Raw genomic sequence first — 18085 nt, 5'->3', positions numbered from 1 at the left:
GCATGGCCGACGACGTTCCTGCAACAACGGTCGAAGGTCCGGTGACCGGCGAAGCCGACATGGCGTCGCTGGTGGCCGGCATCATCGACGATTTCCGGGCGCTGGTCGTCCAGCAGGTCCGGCTCATTCGGCAGGAAATCGCCGCCAACCTGCGGCTGCGGCAAGCGGCGACAGCCGTCGTCGCCATCGGCGTCGCGCTGGGGCTGCTTGCCGCCGGACTGCTCTGCCTGAGCCTCGTGCATGGACTGCACTGGCTGACGTGTCCCGCCGGGACTGATCCTGCGTGGCTCCCGCTGGGAGCTTGTTACGCCATTGTCGGTGCGGTGCTGTCGGTACTGAGCGCAGCACTAGTTTGTTTCGGGCGGCTGCGGTTGCGGTCCTTTCCGAGCTGGAACCATGTGGCCGACGAACTCATTCAGGAGACCGCGTTGTGGACGACGACCTCGCAACCATCCGCAGCCAGATGAATCAGACCCGCACCGATCTCTCGGAGAAACTCGAGTCGCTCGAGAGCCGCGTGTCGGACGGAATGCAGTCGACCGGAGCGGTCGTTGCCGACACGATGACCAGCGTCCGCGACGCAGTGCAGTCGGTCAGCCAGACGCTGGATCTGCGGAGGCAGGTGCAGCAGCACCCGTGGCTCGCCGTCGGGGCGTCTTTTGCCCTGGGCTGTCTGGTGGCGCGGCTGTCGTCGTCAAAGGCAAGACAGACCGTCGACGTCGATCGACCGACCGGCGCATCGCCCCAAGACCGGCTCCCGACGAGCGCCGGCTTGTTCGGTTCGCTTGCCGGCGTGCTCCGGGACGCGATCGCCATGGCACTGCCGTTGGCGCTGAATCGCGTCTTTCCGCAGTCGCCGGCGCAGACTGCGTCAACCGAAGCAACCGCACCGGAAGCGGCGAACATCCCACTGGCCGCGCAATCACTACCCGGCCCAGGCCGGCCGTTGAATCGTCAATTCGGCACAGCACGTTCTCTTTGAGGAGCACTGACCATGAACTGGGAACAGATTTCGGGCCGCTGGAAACAATGGACCGGCAAGGCGAAACAGAAGTGGGGCAAGCTCACCGACGATGACCTGACCGTGATCGCCGGCAAGCGCGATGAGCTGGCCGGGCTGCTGCAGGAACGCTACGGCTACGCCAAAGAGCAGGCGGAGAAAGAGATTGACGAGTTCGTCCGCGAACTGAAGCTCTAAACCGGGTCCAGATCAGCAGCAACGACACACGGAGCCCAGCCGCGCCCGCAATGTGCGAACGTGGCCGTTCTCCGCAAAATCACAAAGAAGGCGATTCACAATGATGAAGTCAACATTTGCAACTCTGGCGGCGATCGCACTGACGGCCCTCGCGGGCTGCACGCAAGGGACGCCGGGCGGGCCAGGCTCGACCGGCAAGGCGCCGGCCTATGGACAGACCGAAGACACCTTCAATCTGACGGTCCCGATGCTCTCGTCCTCGCTCCAGCAGGGCGCGCAGGCCGACGCCACGGTCGGCATCAAGCGGGCCAAGAACTTCGACGAAGACGTGACGCTGAAGTTCTCGGACGTTCCCAAAGGGGTGACGATCGAGCCCGGCAATCCCGCCATCAAGCACGGCGAAACCGACGCGAAGATCGTCTTCAAAGCCAGCGACGAAGCGCCGCTGGGCGATTTCCAGATCAAGGTGACGGGGCATCCGACCAAGGGGGGCGACGCCACGGTCGAGTTCAAGCTCACCATTGCCGCCAAGGACACATTCACGCTGAGTACGCCCCGCCTGTCGACCTCCGTCAAACAGGGAACTGCGCAAACGGTCTCGATCGGCATCTCGCGCGACAAGACGTTCGACCAGGACGTCGCCCTCAAGTTCGGCGACCTGCCGACGGGCGTGACGCTGGAGCCGGCCGCTCCAGTGATCAAAGCCGGCGCCGCCGAAACGCAGATCACGCTGACAGCCGCGGACGACGCGGCCCTGGGCGACTTCACCATCAAAGTGACCGGCCACCCCGCGGAGGGCGCCGACGCGGCCAATGAGCTGAAGCTGACCGTTGCTGCGAAAGAGTAGTCGGCGGGTACAGCGGACTGGTGGAAATCAATCCGCGGCTGGCTGCCACAGAAGGTCTGTGACGGCTGACGCGGGAAACTGTGAAAGGAACTGAAATGCTGCGAACACTCTGTCTGATGGCGGCTGTGCTGACCGTCGCCGTAACGGCCTCCGTCACAAACGTGGCTTGCGCCCAGGAAGAGCACGCCAAACACTTCACGAAGTGCGCCAAAGTCTGCGCGGACTGTCAGCTTCAGTGCGATTCGTGCTTCAAGCACTGCCTGACACTCCTGGTGGACGGCAAGAAGGAACACGCCGGAACGGCTCAGCTCTGCATCGACTGCGCCGAGTGCTGCAAGTCGTGCGCGACACTCTGCGCCCGGCAGAGCCCCCTCGCCCGGCACATGCAGGATTGCTGCGCAAAATGTTGCGACGAATGCGCCGCAGCCTGCGAGAAGTTCCCGGACGACAAGCATATGAAGGACTGCGCGAAGACGTGCCGCGAATGTGCCAAGGAATGTCGCGAGATGCCGAAGCACGTCAACAAATAATCAGGCTTGGATCTGCAATGGCCGTCGTCGGAGCGGGCTGGAGTCCCTGGAACAGCGTCTGCAGCCCGTTCGCGGCGACATGGGTCGCGGCAGTCTCCCCGTTTGCCTCACGGGATTCGTCAATCCATCCGACGCACGAGCAACTCGATGCGCGGATGCAATCTCACAAGGAATCCGTTCATGAACTCGCAGTACGTATTGAAGGGCTGCCTGGTCGCCGCAGTGGTGACCGTTGGCACACAGTTCAACTGGGACAGGCGCGTTGCAGCGCAACAGACGTCGGCCGGCGCCGTGAAGGGAGTGGAAGTCCTCACAAGAGGTCCCGTTCACGAGGCGTTTGCCGAAACCGTCACATTCGATCCGCAGCCGGGCATCGTGGTGCCGAAAGCGCCGCCGGACGCCATTGAGGAATTGCCGCCCGATCAGAAACCGGAAGGAGAGAATGTTGCGTGGATTCCCGGTTACTGGGCCTGGGACGACGAGCGTGAGGACTTCCTGTGGGTCAGCGGCATCTGGCGCGCCCTTCCTCCGGGCCGCCAATGGGTGCCCGGTTACTGGGGCCAGTCCGGCCGGGAGTTTCAATGGACTTCCGGGTATTGGGCCGATGCCAAAGAGAGTGAGAATGTCTATCTGCCGGAGCCGCCGGCATCCGTCGAAGCGGGTCCGAACGTCGCCGCCCCCTCGGCCGATCAGATCTGGATCCCTGGGAGCTGGGTTTGGAATGAGAACCGGTATGCCTGGCAACCCGGCTACTGGTCCGCGGCCCAGGAGAACTGGGTCTGGGTTCCGTCTCATTACCTGTGGTCGCCCCGAGGCTACGTCTTCGTCAACGGATACTACGACTATTCAGTCGCCCGTCGCGGGGTCCTGTTTGCGCCGGTCTATTTCGCGCCAGGGATCTATGCGCAACAAGGTTTCACCTACTCGCCAGCCATCGTGATCAGCACGGCCGTGTTCGGCAATCAGCTCTTCCTGCGGCCGAATTACAACCACTACTACTTCGGGGACTACTACGGTCCCAGCTACGCCAGCATGGGCTTCTCCCCGTGGTTCTCGTTTAATTCCGGTGGATACGGATACGATCCGTTTTACGCCCAGCAGCGCTGGCAGAATCGGCAGAACTCGGCATGGGAGAAATCCGTCCAGACCACTTACCAGGACCGTGTCGATCACGAAGCCGCTCGGCCGCCGCGAACGCTGGTCGCCCAGCAGGCCGTTCTCAAGACTGGCGACGCATCGCTGGAAAAGAACCTGGTGGCGGCCACGTCGCTCGAAGAAGTGGCCAGTAGCAAAGACACCGCGTTGCGATTTCAGCCCGTGACGAAGGACGAGCAGCAGGCACTGGCCAAGCATGGGCAGGAAGTCCGTCAATTCGGCGTTGAACGGCAGAAGCTGGAGTCCAAAACAGCGAAGACCTCCAGCGAGAAACCCACGACGGAATCCGAGCCGGCTCGAGTGAAGCTTCCGAAGTCTCCGATTCTGGCGCGGTCGCCCGATCAACTTGGCAAAGACCACGCGCCACCAAAGTCTCACGAGGCGCCACCATCCGACCCGAAGGTCGAGCCGAAACCGCGAGCGCCGGTGGTCAAAGGCGAATCGCCCAGGAGTCGGCCGAACGTGACGGGCCGCCAGCCGACAAGCAAGCCAATGCCGAAGGCCGAACCGAAGCCAGCGCCGAAGGCCGATCGGAAGCCAGACCCGAAAGCGGAACCGAAGCCTACTCCAAGGGCTGAACCAAAAGCAGCCCCGAAAGCAGAGCCCAAGCCTGCTCCACGAGTTGAACCAAAGCCGGCTCCGAAAGCGGCACCGAAGCCTGCCCCGAGGGCCGAACCGAAAGCTGCCCCGAAAGTAGAACCAAAGCCTGGTCCAAAGGCTGAACCGAAGCCAATGCCGAAGGCCGAACCGAAACCGGGTCGCTCCAATGCGGAGCCAAAGGGCGGCAAGGAGAAAGAGCAGCCCAGGTCGTAACCACACAGTCGCGGACCGGTTCAACGGCCGTCAGAGCCACTCACAGAATCAAGGATTTCGCGTCCATGCGTATCAACTCGCTGGTCATTGTCGGGGCAATTCTGATCGCGGCGGGGGCGATCGGCCTGTTCTATCGCGGCATCCCTTACACGAGCCGTGATGTCATCATTGACGTCGGTCCGGTCAAGGCCACCGCCGACACGAAGCGGACGTGGCCTGTGCCGCCGATTCTGGGAGGACTCGCAATTGCTGGCGGAGTTGTCTTGATCGTCATGGGATCCAGGAAATCGTAGCGCCCTGGTTCAGGCCGTCATTGCGGAGGCCAATGACGGCCTGACGGGGCAGCGACTCGTCTCTCTCCGACGAACGGGCGATGCAGTCCATGCGCCCGGCGTATTGGGGAACGCGGTCGACGAGTTCAGACCCGTGTTACGTCATTCAGACGAGTTGCGGGAAGTCACATTGTGGAGTTGCCGCGGCAAGGAGTTTGAAGACCTCACCGCAGTTGACCTGCCGCGAGAAGCATCATTGTGTCGCTGTTGCAGCAGGGAGAATGAGAATGCGTCAAATGAACACGTCCACTTCGCGAGTTGTCGCCCTGTCGAGCCTCCTGGCTCTGCTGGGCATTGTGGTCATGACCGAGGCGTCGGTGGCCCAGCGATCCATCGGAGAGCCGCCACCCGCCGAACGTCGCGGTCCGGAAGTCGCGCCGGCTCAGCGCGAGTTTGGCGACTTCTCTGTGGCCTTTCGCAATCTGGCCCGCCATGCGCTTCCCAGCATCGTTTCCATCGACGCCATTAGCCACCCGACACGACGCTGCGAGGGGCCGCTCGCGAGACGCGTTGTCGGCTCTGGATTCGTCATTGCTCCGTCGGGGCAGGTCCTGACCACGAGCGAACTGGTCTTCGGCGCCGAGCGAGTCGTCGTGCGGACCCATGATGGTTCTGAGTTTGTTGCATCGAGCGTACGGGCCGATCCTCGCACCAACACCGCAGTGATCGAGATCTCCCCGCTCGCGCCCTTGCCGGCGCTGCCATTGGGAGACAGCGATGCGATGCAAGTCGGAGACTGGGTGCTGGCGCTCGGACGCTCATCGCGACTGACGCCGTTGGCCCATGCGGGAATCCTCAACGGCATCGTCCCGGGGCCCGGCGCGGCGCGCGGCGAAGATTTCCTGCTGACGGATGCGGCCTTGAACGTAGGCGGCGGCCCGATCCTGAATCTTGCCGGCGAGGTGGTGGGCATCACATCGACCGTTTCGGAATGGAATGAAAATCTCGATCGCCGGGGAGTGGCGGCTCCCAGCAACCTGGTCCGCTGGTCCAGCCGCCAGCTTATCGATCACGGAATCGTGCATCGCGGATATCTCGGCGTGCACACGCAACCGCTCAACCGGGAGCTGGCGCGACAGTTCAATATCCCCCGCGGCGAAGGGGCCCTGATCAGCGGCGTGCATCCGGACTCTCCCGCCGCAGACGCCATGCTCCAGCCCGGCGATGTCATTACGCGGCTGGACGGCCGACCGATCATGGATGCACGGCATCTCACGAGCGTCGTAGAGCATCTGGACGCGGGCAAGACCTATCCACTCCAGATCATCCGCAACGGCGAATCCAGCGACGTGCAGATCACGGTCGGCAAACTGCCCGACCATCTTCAATTGACGCATCGAGTGCCACGCACGGACGCCGCCGGAGCTGCACAAATCCGAGCCGGCTCCTACGCCGATCTCGGGCTGGCGGTCCACGAGGCGACTCCCGAGGCGGTTCGACAGAGCGGATATCGGGACCCCGTCCGCGGCGTTCTGATCGACTCGGTTCAGCCGGGCAGCCCGGCGGCCGCCGCCGGACTGCAGAAGGGCATGGTCATCGAACGCGTCGGCAGGACGCCGGTCTCGTCTGCGGCAGACTTCTCCGCGACAGAGACCGGACTCGCGGCGGGCAATGGAGTCCTGTTTTACATCCACACCCCCAGGGGACCGCGTTTCGTCGTGATCGGCGGCGACGATTTCTGAATGTTGCGTGCAACGTGCTGACGGCAACAGTTTTCCGATTCTCTACAGGAATGCTCCCATGCTCTGGACGATTTTCGTCGTGCTGATGATTCTCTGGCTGCTCGGCGTCGTCACGGCCAACACGATGGGAGGTTTCATTCATCTGCTGTTGATTATCGCGATTGCGGTGGTGCTGATCCGGGTGATCCAGGGACGGTCCGCCGTCTGACCTCGTCGGGTCGGAGTGGCGACACCGACTCGGCCGCTTTCGCTCGCGGGATCGGGCAGACGCCGGATCATCTGCGGCCGGGGTTTTCGTTGATCGGACGCCGTCTGTTACGTGTTACGAAGGCCAGATCAGCCGGGGCATGACGCCGCTGGAAGATGTAACATCGCCGTCTTCAATGGGTGGCGGATTTCACCAGTTCCAAATTGGTGGAATCTCCGATACCGGCGTTGCGCGCGCCGCGGCACAATCTCCATTCCAACAGCGGCTAATGAGGCTGCTCAGTCGCTGCTGCGGATTCTTGACGGACCAGGGAGGGCTGCGTGCCGAGCGTCACATTCGGCAGAACCACGGGGCCGGAACAGGGGACCATCACATGCAATCCGCGATGACCGACTCACCGTCTGCCTGCACTAGGTCTGCCCCGTCACTGTTCGGCCGGTGTCGAACTGTGTCAGCACCGTCTCCGCCGCACAGCACGCGAGGCGAAATCGAAGCCGCTGTCTGCGAGGGAATTCGGCATTTCGCACTGGAGTATCTGGGACGCGGGCCGAAGCACATGCACGCGTACCTGATTGAGAATCTGCTGCTGGTCCGCCTGACGGAAGTGCTGACGACTGCAGAACAGCACTTGGCGGCCTTGCCCGCCGAGACCGGCGGAGACCTGATCAAGCAGGTGCGCAGCCAGCTCGTGGAGTCAGCGCAGCCGGCCCTGGAAGCAATGATCGTCGCGATCACTGGCGAAGAGATTCGATGTCTGCATCACGACATCAGTGTGTCCACGGGTGACGAAATCCTGCTGTTTACGCTGGCCGATGCCCCTGAAGTTCGCGAGCCGAAGAGGAGGTAGCGAAAGGCGGGACGTTTTGATCTGCAGAGCATTCTGGCGCAACGCGGCTTCGTCTGGCCGCTCACATAACCGCCTCCGACTGCACCTCGCCGCTCCAGAATCGCTCTGGCCGGTGTTGACTTCAGGTATGATCTCGCCGCCGCAGATTCTGTCGATCAATCAACCTGAGACTTGATGCGAAGGGCTGACATGCTGGGCACCATTCTGCTGATCGTTCTGATCCTGTTCCTGCTCGGGGCGCTCCCCACCTGGCCGCACAGTCGCAACTGGGGTTACGCGCCCAGCGGCGGGCTGGGACTGATCCTTCTGATTGTGGTTATCCTGCTGCTTCTGAGACGCATCTGATTCATCGAGTTCGGGGATTTCTTAGCAGGCAATGCATAACGAAAAGGTGATTTTGTGATTCCAACCGCCATCAGCATCGTCGGTACGGTCATACTGCTGCTGGACGTCTGGGCCATCATCAGCGTGCTGATGGGCCGCTCCGGAGTCCTGCGCAAGATTTTCTGGATCGTGATCATCCTCCTGCTCCCGCTCATCGGAATGGGACTGTATTTCCTCCTCGGTCGCAGTTCGGCGGATGCCGGGGCGTGACGACTTTGACAACTGAGTGCCGCGGCCGTCGGCAGTTCTGCGAGTCGCGGAGCGTTCGGTGAAAGGGATTCCATCATGTCGCGCAGGATGTATGGTGTTTTGTTCCTCAGCGGGCTCGTGATTGGCGGGTGCGAACAATCCTCCCGCGAGCAGACACCCGGAAGTGTCACATCCGAGGATGTCCGCCGCGATGTCGGAAAAGCGGCTCAGACGGCAGCAGATTTCTCATTGCAGGCGAAAGAGGACTTCCAGCGGAGCCTTGAGGCCCGACTTGAGGAGCTGGATGCCGAAATCGCCAAGCTCCGTGAGAAGGGAGGCAACCTGAAAGACCAGGCCGCAGCCACCTTTAAAATGAAGATGGCCGAGCTCGAAACGAAGCGGGACGCCGCCCGCGCCAAGCTGGCCGAAGTCGGTCAGTCGAGCGCGGAAGCCTGGAAGGATGTCCGGAACGGAGCGGAGTCGGCCTGGGACGAACTGGATAAAGCGTTTCGCGAGGCAGCCAGCGAGTTCTGATCGATCGGTGTTGTGAGCATCAACGATAGCAAAAGGAGTCTCCACCATGAGTGGGCGAACAGACATCGTGAAGGGGAAAATCAAGGAAGCCGCCGGTGCGCTGACCGGCAGCGACAGGCTGCGCGAGGAAGGCCGGACCGACCAGGCCGTCGGAAAGGCCAAACAGGCCATCCAGAAGGTCGCGGATACCGTGAAGAAAGCCGCGAAGAAAGTGATCGAGTAGTCCGCGGGCACGGCATGACACTCGTAAGGAGACATTGAGGTGCGGTTGTGAGTGACAACGTGAGCGGTTTTTGTGACGGCGTCCACGAGCAGCTCGAAGCCCTTGAGGGGCGGATGGATGCCCTGAAGGCCAATATCGGGACAACCTGGCATTCGCTGCATGAGAAGCTCGACGAAGTACGCCGCCGAGACGTCGAGACCAGACCGGTCGTGATAAAGGCCCGGACCCGCTTGCAGCAGTGGTTTCAGGAACGGGGGGCCGAAGTGCAAGGCACGATCGAGCAGTCCGTGAAGGGCCACGAGACCGGTCAGCTCTCCGAGCGAGCGGAAAGAGCCGAGGAATTTGCCGGGATTGCCATCATGCTCGCTCGGGCGAGCATTGACGACGCCGAGCGGATGATCCTCGAAGCCATCGCCGCCAGGCTTGACGCAGACGCCGCGTCGGAGCGTCAACCCGAGTGACATCTGCTTGCGAGGCATGAGGATCGCGGCGGGCGTCTGGAAATCAAACGGAACGTTAGGAAAGTTCTTCATGCCCACTCTACCAGCCGAGCAGGTTCGTGGCGGAATGGGATCGCTTCCGTACGAGGGCGGCGTCGCGTTTCGCGTCTGGGCGCCTCACGCCGACGCGGTGTACGTCACGGGCTCTTTCAATGACTGGTCGCCCGATGCGCACCCGATGGTCAAGGAGGAAGAGGGTTACTGGTACTCAGACATTGCCTCGGCCGCCATCGGCAACGAGTACAAGTATCGGATCATCAATGGCGGCAGGGAACTGCTGCGGATGGACCCCTATGCGCGGCAGGTCATCAGTTCGGTCGGGAATGCCGTCGTCTACGACCCGCAGTTTGACTGGGCCGGCGACGATTTCCATCTCCCGGCAGTCAACGAACTCGTGATCTATGAGCTGCACCTGGGGACGTTCCACGACCAGGAAGACGGGACGTCGGACAAGTTTGCAGAAGCCGTCAAGAAGCTCGACCATCTGCAGCGACTCGGCGTGAACGTCATCGAAGTGATGCCACTGGCCCAGTTTCCCGGCTACTCGTCGTGGGGCTACAACCCCTCGTGCGTCTTTGCCGTGGAAACCAATTACGGCGGTCCCGTCGGCTTCAAGCGTTTTGTCAAGGCGGTTCATCAGGCCGGCATGGCGGTGGTGCTGGATGTCGTCTACAACCACTTCGGTCCGAGCGACCTGGATCTGTGGCAGTTCGACGGCTGGAGCGAAAACGGACAGGGCGGCATCTACTTCTATAACGACTGGCACGCCGAGACCCCGTGGGGAGCGACGCGCCCCGACTACGGCCGCAAGGAAGTCCGCCAGTTCATCCGCGACAACGCCCTGATGTGGCTGGAGGAATATCACGTCGACGGCCTGCGGATGGACATGACTCTGTTCATGCACAACGTGCGGGGTAACGGCGATCCGGGCGGCGACCTCCCCGACGGCTGGAGCCTGATCCAATGGATCAATCGCGACATCCAGCAGAAGTACCCGGGACGCATCACCATTGCCGAGGACATGCAGACCGACGACCGGCTGACGAAGCCGGCCGACCAGGGGGGAGCGGGTTTCACGGCTCAATGGGGCGCCCGTTTCGTGCATCCTGTCAGGGCCGCCGTCATCGCGGCCAGCGACGAGCAGCGGTCGCTCGACAGCGTTCGCCAGGCGCTCGAAGGCGGTTACAACGGAAACCCCTTCCAGCGCGTCATCTACAGCGAATCGCACGACGAAGTGGCGAACGGGCAATCCCGCGTCGCCTCAGAAATTGATCCGCAGAATCCCGCTAGCTGGTTCGCCCAGAAACGCACGACGCTCGCGGCCGCCCTCGTGCTGACCGCGCCCGGCATCCCGATGCTGTTCCAGGGACAGGAGTTCCTCGAAGACGGCTGGTTCGAGGATTCGGTTCCGCTCGACTGGCACAAGTCGGAGGAATTCAGCGGCCTGGTGCGGATGTATCGAGACCTGATTCATCTGCGTCTCAACCGGTTCGGCACAACGCGCGGACTGACGGGCTCCGGACTGAATACCTTCCACGAGAATCAGGCGGACAACGTCATCGCCTATCACCGCTGGCACCAGGGCGGCCCCGCCGACGACGTGGTGGTCGTCGTGAATCTCTCCCATGTGGCCCACTGCAACTACGCGATCGGTTTCCCCGCCCCTGGAATCTGGCGACTGCGGCTCAACAGCGACTGGAGCGGCTATAGCCGCGGCTTTGGAAACCAGCAATGCTCCGACGTGGCCGCTGGAATTGAGCCTGGAGGCGAATCGCAGGGGCCCGGCGCCGGGAAGCGAGATGGCTTTCCAGCCGGCGGAACGATCAGCATCGGACCGTACAGCGTCGTGATGTTTTCGCAGGACAAGCCCGGCGAGTAGCGGTGACGACGTCGTGGAGCGAACTGTCGAAGCCGCCGATCAGGGACGAGATCGACTTCGGTATGCCCGCTGGTGTTGCCGGACCGATGCGGTTCTTGCCGGTGCTGGAGCCAACGGCGGACGACCGTGGATCGAGGCGAGTGGCCGGACACCTTGAGACGCAGACGAATGGACTTCTTCTGGAGGAGATGGCGACGACCGCTCCAGAAACTAACCCGAATGATTCACCCCGCTCCAACGCAAAGGTAACCGTTCACACCCCGCCAGCCTCGTCGGTTGAGATCTGGTCTTCGCGCCCGCGGCGAAATCGGCGACATCATCGGCATGTCGCACGAAACAACGCCGGTGACTCCCGAGCAGATCGCCGCCCTGCCGCCCGAATTCCGGGCGCTGCTGCAGGCGGTGATCGACCACTACGAACGGCGCATCGCCGCCCTCGAAGCCGAAATCGCCACGCTCAAGAAAACGCCCTGCAATTCGTCCCTGCCGGCCGGCTGATGACCGAGCGTGATCTGGCGGAGCAAGGGATCGACATTGGCATCCTGCAACAACGTCACGAAGCTGTGCCTCCAGCTCTTGGAACAGGTCGCTTGAGGCAGTCCACAACGTCTGGCAATTCGTAAATACGATCGCCGAATCTGGTCGGGATCCAGCGCTCCGGCTGCCACACAGCGTTTTTTGGCGATGACGCTGAGTTCGGCTCGCGTCAGCTCCCGTGCAAGGTGCTGTCGTTCGGCCAGCACGTTGGACTGAAGACGCTTGCCCAGGGCATCGCGGTTGGCAGCCGTCAGTGCCCCCGTTCGGGCAGGCGATTGTGGACGCCGAAAAACAATTCCAGTCGGGCGATCTCCGATCGTCGCGTGCAAGTTCGCGGTCACTTCCGAGACCAACGGAACACTGCGCTCGTTCCGTGTCTTAACCGACCAGTCCAGTTCCGGCTGGTTGCGGACGTGCAGCCAGCCGGCAGCAAGGTCAAGGTCTTCCACCAGGAGATGACACAGCTCTCCCGGACGCAGGCCGGTCTTCGCCCGCGTGAAGTGGATGGCAAACTCCCACTCGGCAGCCGCCTTCAAGAATTGCAGCTCGGTCTCGGCATCGAAGACGAAGATCGGCTTGGCGTCTTCGATTCGCAGTCGTTCGAGCCTCAACTCGCTGAGGGGATTCCTGGCATCGGGCGGCAGGCGCCGATTCCGCATCGCGAACTGGTCGATCGAGCGGGGGGGCACTTCGGCAATGAATTGCATTCCCTTGTCGCTCAACGGCCGCTGTGGCGTATTGGGATGCCCGTTGGGGACGACCCGATAAGTTCGGAGAGACCTGACAAACCCCAACGCAGCGAGATCGTGGGCCTGCAGTCCGGATCGCACGGTGTCCGCGTACTCGACGAGATAGCGGGACGCCGTCCGGGATCGTGCCATCGTCGCCATCGATGAGCGGAGGACGTGCTCGTGGTCATCGAGGAACGACTGCCGCAGACCCGCCACGCTGATCGGCTCAAATCGAAAGTGCGTGGGAGACGCGGTCGCCACCTGGGCATTCAGCTCGGCCGCCAGGCGTTCCGCGGCCTCCCGATCCGACCCGATGCGGCGGCTTTCGCTGCGGCCTCTGAAACACTTCCCGGCGCACCGATTGTGCACAAAACGTGCGCCAGGAAGGTGGTTCTGCAGCAAAGAAAAAGCCGCAAGTTGCTTTCAGGAAAGCAACTTGCGGCAATCGATCGAAGGCGGAAGCGGAGAGGGGGGGACACTCCGCATGTCGGTTTGTAATTGATTTTGCCATTGGCACTTGCGACGTAAGTGACTTTGAACAGAAGAAGTTGCGGCTGGTCAGGTGTGGTCACCATTGGTCAGGGATTCTCAGGATTGGTCAGAATCATTGGCACACTGTGCCAATGATTTCGGGCGAGTGATGTCTCCGACCGGAGATGATCATGAGTCGTAGCCAGCCGCTTGTGGCCCGCAATGGGCATACCCTGCGTGTATTGATCGTGGCCCGCATCAGCGGGTGCCAAAACCAAAAGGAATTGAGTCTCGAAGATCAGGAGGATCATGCCAAGCAGGAAGTCGCGGATCGATACGATGGTCCTTGCGAATATACCATCATTGCGACCAAAGGCAAAGGAGAGCGGTTAGACCGCCCTGAACTGGTTGAGGTCGAGAGGCTCATTCGCTCCGCAGAATTTGATCTGATTATCATGGAAGATGCCGGTCGTCTGATCCGCGGGACTGTGGTGGTCGCATTGTGGGGGCTGGCAGTCGATCGCGGCACCCGCTGCATCGCACCGAATGATGGTTGTGATACGGCTGATCCGACCTGGGAAGAGGCCTTGATCACAGCCTGCAAAGACCATGTCAGCCACTGTGCCCACACGTCGCGCCGCATCAAGCAAAAGCAAATGAACCGCTTTCGACGAAACGGTGGGGCGACGCCGCTCCACACATACGGGTACATCAAACCCGAAGGAGCCAAGTACTATAGTGAATGGCGTAAGGACGATGATTCCATTCCGCATCTTCAAAAGGCACTGCACATTCTGCGTCGCGAGAAAAATTGGACTGCGGTTGCCGATTACTTCAACAAGCATGGCGTGTCCACGGGGCCATATTGCCGGAACAAGCGGTGGGATGGCGCCATGGTTCGACGGTTGTTTCACAATCCCCTTCTGAAAGGAAGGCCACAGCGCGGCGCTCGTTGTTCCGACAAGAATTATGAATGCGGTCGCCGAATGTCGAAAGTGAATCCCGCGGGGCCAACCTATCGCGACGAACCCCATCTCGCGCATTTTGATCCCGATGAATTGGATGCCGTTCTCGCTGAAGTAGACGAAAAGCATCGCAGATTGGGAAGGAGACGGCCTTCCCAGGCGGCTCCCATCGGTCATGGCAAGCGTGCACGCTTCCCAGGACAATGTGCGGTCTGTTGGTACTGCGGTCGCGACATGGTCTGGGGCGGTAACGGGATCCAGAAAAACCTGATGTGCAACGGTTCTCGTCATTACCAGTGCTGGAACTCGGTCGGTTTCAACGGCCCGCTGCTGACTCAAAAGGTGCTAGCAGCCATCACCACAGAGTTGTGGAATCTCGATGGCTTCAATGAACAGCTCGCGGAATTGGTACAGTTGGCCACTGAACATCAGGCCGATGACCAGACAGCCTGGCAACAGCTTGAAAAGGCTGAAGCCGCGTTGGAGCGAGAGAAGACCAACGTTCGAGCCGTGATTCGACAAAATGGTCCGTCCAGTCTGCTGTCGGAAATGTTGAACGAACTCGCACAGCGAGATAGCGAGCTGGCGCAATGGCGCCGTGTCCTACAATTGCAATCACGCGAACAGCCCGAATTGCCACTGACTGGTGCGGCCTTGAGGCAAGCATTCGAAGAAGCATCGTGTGGTCTGGCTGCCGATTCCTTTGGCTTCAGCAGCTTGCTGCGGTCGCTGGTCTCCGAGTGCTACGTCTATGTCGTCCGTTCCGTTGACGGAGGACACTTCTTGCCGCGCGTAAAGGTAAAGCTCTCCCTCGGTAGCATTGTCCAAGGCATCGACCAGGCTCCAGCGGTCAAGGAATTCCTGACTCGCGTTTTGACGATCAACCTATTCGAGCCGCCCGTGCGAATACAGATCAGAGAAGAAGTTGTCAAGCAATTCGCTGAACGCGTGAAACAACGTGACATCGCCGCGAATCTGGGAACTCACCAAGCCACTATTCAGCATGCTCTCAGATTGGACCGCATGATGCGCGAGCGTGGGCTGTCAAGTCCCTACGAAATCATTACTGTTCCGCCGCTGGAGACCGTGTACCGAAAACTCAAGCGATCTCGTAATGAACGATATCAGTTTGAATCTCGCGAAGGCTATCAATCTCCTGCACTCTGATCAACCGTCAAAGCTATCGCCGATCATACAATCAGTAAGGCCCGTTTCAAAAGCCTTGAAGACCTGAACTGACTGGCAAGGGATTTGCTGATTCGAGTCTCCCCAAAGAAGGCTCATGCCATGCATCTCACCCTGCGATGGTGGCCCTCACGCGGCCGCAACATCACAGGGTTCAGGACGGTCCCGAAGTCTGAACTCACTGATGGGCAATGGTTTCTGATCGCTGATCTGTTCGTCGAACTCCCCATGTCCTCCGCGGGCGGACGCTCGCGCGTCGCTCCGCGCCCCTGTTTCGAGGGCATCTTGTGGATCCTGCGGACCGGCGCCCGCTGGCAGGACTTACCAGTCCAGTATCCCTCTCCTGCCACGTGCTGGCGGCGGCTGCAGGAATGGACGGAGTCCGGCGTGCTGCACGCGGCCTGGGAACGGCTGCTCGAGCAACGCAGCGATCTGAGGCGGTTACGGCTCGACGAAGCGATTGCCGACGGCACCTTTGCCGCGGCAAAAAAGGGGGCGCGGACGTCGGCCTGACGAAGAAAGGCAAGGGCACGAAGATCATGCTGCTCGTCGATCGCGAGGGCCTGCCCGTCGCGGTCGATATCACCAGTGCCAGCCACAACGAGGTCACGCTGATCGAACCGTTGCTGGAGTAGCGCGTACTCGATCCGGCCCCCGCGCGACTGCTGTTTGACAAGGCGGCGGACAGCGACCCCCTGCGCCAGCGGCTGCAACTGCAGCACATCGAGTTGATCTGCCGGCATCGATTGAATCGCAGAAGACCACCGGTCCAGGATGGTCGCGTGGCGCGCCGACTTAGCCGCCGCTGGCGCGTGGAGCGGACCTCGCCTGGCTGCAGTCGTTCCGCCGACTCGTGACTCGCTACGAATACCGTGATGACATCTTCCTTGGCTTCGTGACCCTCGCCTGTATGTTCATTACTCTCAGACGGTTTTGAAACTGGTTCTAACGAAAACGCCACCGAGCAATAACTCGGAGGCGTTTTTCATTTGGAGTTCAGCCTAAAATGACTCAAAAGCGCACAAATCGTCCGAGGCGTACGTCCCCTATTGTGCCGAACAGCGTTCTGCACCAATTGATCACAGAGATTGCTCGTGAAATTGCCCGACGACGGCAGCTGACAACGCAATCGAGCGACGACGACAACCAAATTCCGAGAGCGAATAAACGTCAAAAACGCTCCCACATGCCGCCGTTCTAATGCCCGCTCTCCGTTTCGCTTGATCGACGGCGGTCTGCCGGTCCTGCGGGCGAAGTTCCCCCTGAATCTCATGGAGTTCCTGCCGACACCATCACGTCTGCCCGTTTCGACAACTGCGTTCCAGCGCGAGTTGACCGTAGACCTGTTCGAGAAACTGCAGCGCGAACGGGTTCGTCCAGCAGTCGTCACTGGCATGCAGACTGCTGGCACGACGTACAAAGTGTTGGCTACACAACTCGGGACGGAAGCCCCGGTCGCTCAACGGGCTGCTCAACTTCAACGGTTGATGGAATCGGCTGGCGCGACCGATCCCTATCTCCTGATTCGCACGCCGATCGAGGGCAACTCCAAATACAGCCGTCATCGCCATCCGCGATTCCGCTTTGAGCCGCGGCACGGCTACGAACAGCCGAGTTTCCTTGAAGCTGGTTCACGCTAATCGCATTGATCAATCGATAAAGTGACGCTTTTCCGCCGCGTTTCGCTCCTGCGAGATGCGGCCTTTTCGTTTTCAGAGATGGGAGCCAATCTTGACGCAGCCACATTCTCATCAACCAGACCACCCGCTCTGGCGACTGTTACGGCTCTGGGCCAAGGCGGTCGCCGAGCGACTCAGGGCAAATAAAGCTCGCCCTGATCAACCCAAATCCAAGTAAGCAGACCGACTGTGTCTGGCTGCCGCCGCGACGATGAGCTGATTCATCGATGGCAACGTCGTCAGATGAGCCGATCTTTGGCGGTCGCGTGAACATACCGCGGACAGGGAGCGGCATCGCCGGGATCTTGGGGGAATTCCCGACGAACGGTCGGCGGCGGGCGGTTTCAGCGGGGACAGCAGAACACTGGAGCCCTTGATCGATGGGTCGGCCGTTTTGACAGCCGAAACGTCACTTGTCGCCCGTCCGGTGACCCCGATCCCCCGGATCGTGACCACAACTTCCGCGAACGATCCCGCCATCGCCGACATCGACGACTGACGATGAACTACAAAGACCTGCAAGAGGAGACCGAGTCTTGCCGCGCCCCCCGTCCGAGCGCAACACGTCCCGTCCCACTCGCCCCCTTCGATGCTCCCCCTTCCGTCCCCACCTGCCGGAGTCTCCGTGATGGACCTATTCGTGGGGACCGGCGGCGAGATCACGACGCTCTACTCCGAGGTGCTGGATCTGGCGGCGCTCGGCGCCTTGAGCATCCAGCGGGCCAGCCACATCGAACCGGATGAGGCGGGCCAGTGGTGGGCTGACATTGTCGACGGACCTCGGCTGGGGCCCTTCGAACGCCGCAGCGACGCCCTGGCCGCCGAAGTCGCCTGGCTGACCGAGCATCGGTTGCCGCCTCTCCGCTGATTTCTCTCCTCTCGCAACACCGCAGTTATGCCGCCGCCCGGAACCGTTCCGGGCGGCTGCTTTCGTTTTCCCCGTCCTGTTTCTCGTAAAGGAATGTTGCAGATGACTCAGACCCAACTTGATCGCGCGGTCGCCCGCGCGACCGGCGACGACGTCGCCACGATCCAGGCCCACGGCTTTTCGCTCGTCGATCCCGAGGATGGCGAGCTGGCGCAGCCCGACGACGGGCTGCTGGAAAAATTTCTGGACTGGGATGCGCTGGCGGAACGTGCCAATCGCCGGACGTACGCAGTGGCCTGAACATCCTGGTTTTCGCGCTCCACACAAC

At 61.3% G+C, this 18085-nt stretch carries 22 protein-coding genes and 1 pseudogene; 22 read left to right on the top strand and 1 reads right to left on the bottom strand.

The features are described from left to right. The first annotated feature begins 2 nt into the window (after positions 1-2). From SH412_RS26865 to SH412_RS26785, 17 genes are all read left to right on the top strand, one after another. A complete protein-coding gene (locus SH412_RS26865) occupies positions 3-467 on the top strand; it encodes a phage holin family protein (RefSeq protein ID WP_336521124.1) in 465 nt (154 codons plus the stop codon). Next, the gene (locus SH412_RS26860; RefSeq protein ID WP_336521123.1) at positions 431-982 is read left to right on the top strand and encodes a hypothetical protein; all 552 of its coding nucleotides are present in this window, start codon (positions 431-433) and stop codon (positions 980-982) included. The genes SH412_RS26865 and SH412_RS26860 overlap by 37 nt, the downstream gene beginning before the upstream one ends. A gap of 12 nt (positions 983-994) precedes the next feature. Beyond that, complete coding sequence (locus tag SH412_RS26855) at positions 995-1198, top strand: CsbD family protein (protein WP_336521122.1); 204 nt, start codon at positions 995-997, stop codon at positions 1196-1198. A gap of 100 nt (positions 1199-1298) precedes the next feature. Next, positions 1299-2045, top strand: a complete 747-nt coding sequence (locus SH412_RS26850; RefSeq protein WP_336521121.1) for a COG1470 family protein — start codon at positions 1299-1301, stop codon at positions 2043-2045. A 95-nt stretch (positions 2046-2140) separates the two neighbouring features. After that, entirely contained in the window at positions 2141-2575 is a 435-nt protein-coding gene (locus SH412_RS26845; protein ID WP_336521120.1) for a four-helix bundle copper-binding protein, read from the top strand. A 180-nt stretch (positions 2576-2755) separates the two neighbouring features. Then, positions 2756-4543 carry a hypothetical protein gene (locus SH412_RS26840; RefSeq protein WP_336521119.1) on the top strand — a complete coding sequence of 596 codons (1788 nt, stop codon included), beginning with the start codon at positions 2756-2758 and terminating at the stop codon, positions 4541-4543. A gap of 65 nt (positions 4544-4608) precedes the next feature. Next, entirely contained in the window at positions 4609-4836 is a 228-nt protein-coding gene (locus tag SH412_RS26835; RefSeq protein WP_336521118.1) for a hypothetical protein, read from the top strand. A gap of 275 nt (positions 4837-5111) precedes the next feature. Next, entirely contained in the window at positions 5112-6557 is a 1446-nt protein-coding gene (locus tag SH412_RS26830; protein ID WP_336521117.1) for a PDZ domain-containing protein, read from the top strand. 58 nt (positions 6558-6615) lie between these two features. After that, entirely contained in the window at positions 6616-6765 is a 150-nt protein-coding gene (locus tag SH412_RS26825; protein WP_336521116.1) for a lmo0937 family membrane protein, read from the top strand. A 448-nt stretch (positions 6766-7213) separates the two neighbouring features. After that, positions 7214-7612 carry a Na-translocating system protein MpsC family protein gene (locus SH412_RS26820; RefSeq protein WP_336521115.1) on the top strand — a complete coding sequence of 133 codons (399 nt, stop codon included), beginning with the start codon at positions 7214-7216 and terminating at the stop codon, positions 7610-7612. A gap of 189 nt (positions 7613-7801) precedes the next feature. Further along, complete coding sequence (locus tag SH412_RS26815; protein ID WP_336521114.1) at positions 7802-7957, top strand: DUF3309 family protein; 156 nt, start codon at positions 7802-7804, stop codon at positions 7955-7957. A 54-nt stretch (positions 7958-8011) separates the two neighbouring features. Continuing rightward, positions 8012-8206, top strand: coding sequence for a PLDc N-terminal domain-containing protein (locus SH412_RS26810; protein WP_336521113.1), 195 nt, complete (start codon positions 8012-8014; stop codon positions 8204-8206). A 75-nt stretch (positions 8207-8281) separates the two neighbouring features. Continuing rightward, positions 8282-8719 carry a sll1863 family stress response protein gene (locus SH412_RS26805; RefSeq protein ID WP_336521112.1) on the top strand — a complete coding sequence of 146 codons (438 nt, stop codon included), beginning with the start codon at positions 8282-8284 and terminating at the stop codon, positions 8717-8719. Positions 8720-8765: 46 nt separating this feature from the next. Further along, positions 8766-8942, top strand: a complete 177-nt coding sequence (locus SH412_RS26800; RefSeq protein WP_336521111.1) for a CsbD family protein — start codon at positions 8766-8768, stop codon at positions 8940-8942. A 113-nt stretch (positions 8943-9055) separates the two neighbouring features. Beyond that, positions 9056-9403 carry a hypothetical protein gene (locus SH412_RS26795; RefSeq protein ID WP_336521110.1) on the top strand — a complete coding sequence of 116 codons (348 nt, stop codon included), beginning with the start codon at positions 9056-9058 and terminating at the stop codon, positions 9401-9403. 70 nt (positions 9404-9473) lie between these two features. After that, the gene (locus SH412_RS26790) at positions 9474-11321 is read left to right on the top strand and encodes an alpha-amylase family glycosyl hydrolase (protein WP_336521109.1); all 1848 of its coding nucleotides are present in this window, start codon (positions 9474-9476) and stop codon (positions 11319-11321) included. A 276-nt stretch (positions 11322-11597) separates the two neighbouring features. Continuing rightward, positions 11598-11819 carry a hypothetical protein gene (locus tag SH412_RS26785; protein WP_336521108.1) on the top strand — a complete coding sequence of 74 codons (222 nt, stop codon included), beginning with the start codon at positions 11598-11600 and terminating at the stop codon, positions 11817-11819. Here the strand turns inward: SH412_RS26785 and SH412_RS26780 are convergent. Further along, the gene (locus SH412_RS26780) at positions 11735-12850 is read right to left on the bottom strand and encodes a tyrosine-type recombinase/integrase (RefSeq protein ID WP_336521107.1); all 1116 of its coding nucleotides are present in this window, start codon (positions 12848-12850) and stop codon (positions 11735-11737) included. The two genes, SH412_RS26785 and SH412_RS26780, sit on opposite strands and share 85 nt — an antisense overlap. Positions 12851-13251: 401 nt before the next feature. Between SH412_RS26780 and SH412_RS26775 the strand changes: the two genes are divergently transcribed. The 5 genes and pseudogenes from SH412_RS26775 (at position 13252) to SH412_RS26750 (ending at position 18057) form a co-directional block, all read left to right on the top strand. Continuing rightward, complete coding sequence (locus SH412_RS26775) at positions 13252-15192, top strand: recombinase family protein (protein WP_336521106.1); 1941 nt, start codon at positions 13252-13254, stop codon at positions 15190-15192. A gap of 246 nt (positions 15193-15438) precedes the next feature. After that, a pseudogene (locus tag SH412_RS28740) lies at positions 15439-16147 on the top strand (IS5 family transposase). Positions 16148-16481: 334 nt separating this feature from the next. Then, positions 16482-16850, top strand: coding sequence for a hypothetical protein (locus SH412_RS26760; protein ID WP_336521104.1), 369 nt, complete (start codon positions 16482-16484; stop codon positions 16848-16850). 667 nt (positions 16851-17517) lie between these two features. Then, positions 17518-17757: a hypothetical protein gene (locus tag SH412_RS26755; RefSeq protein ID WP_336521103.1), complete on the top strand. Its 240-nt coding sequence runs from the start codon at positions 17518-17520 to the stop codon at positions 17755-17757. Positions 17758-17859: 102 nt separating this feature from the next. After that, a complete protein-coding gene (locus SH412_RS26750) occupies positions 17860-18057 on the top strand; it encodes a hypothetical protein (protein ID WP_336521102.1) in 198 nt (65 codons plus the stop codon). Positions 18058-18085: the final 28 nt, after the last annotated feature.

This window comes from Planctellipticum variicoloris, from assembly GCF_030622045.1.
GTDB classification, from domain to species: Bacteria; Planctomycetota; Planctomycetia; order Planctomycetales; family Planctomycetaceae; genus Planctellipticum; species Planctellipticum variicoloris.
Note: the sequence above shows the minus strand (reverse complement) of the source record. Positions and strands in the feature narration are given on the sequence as shown.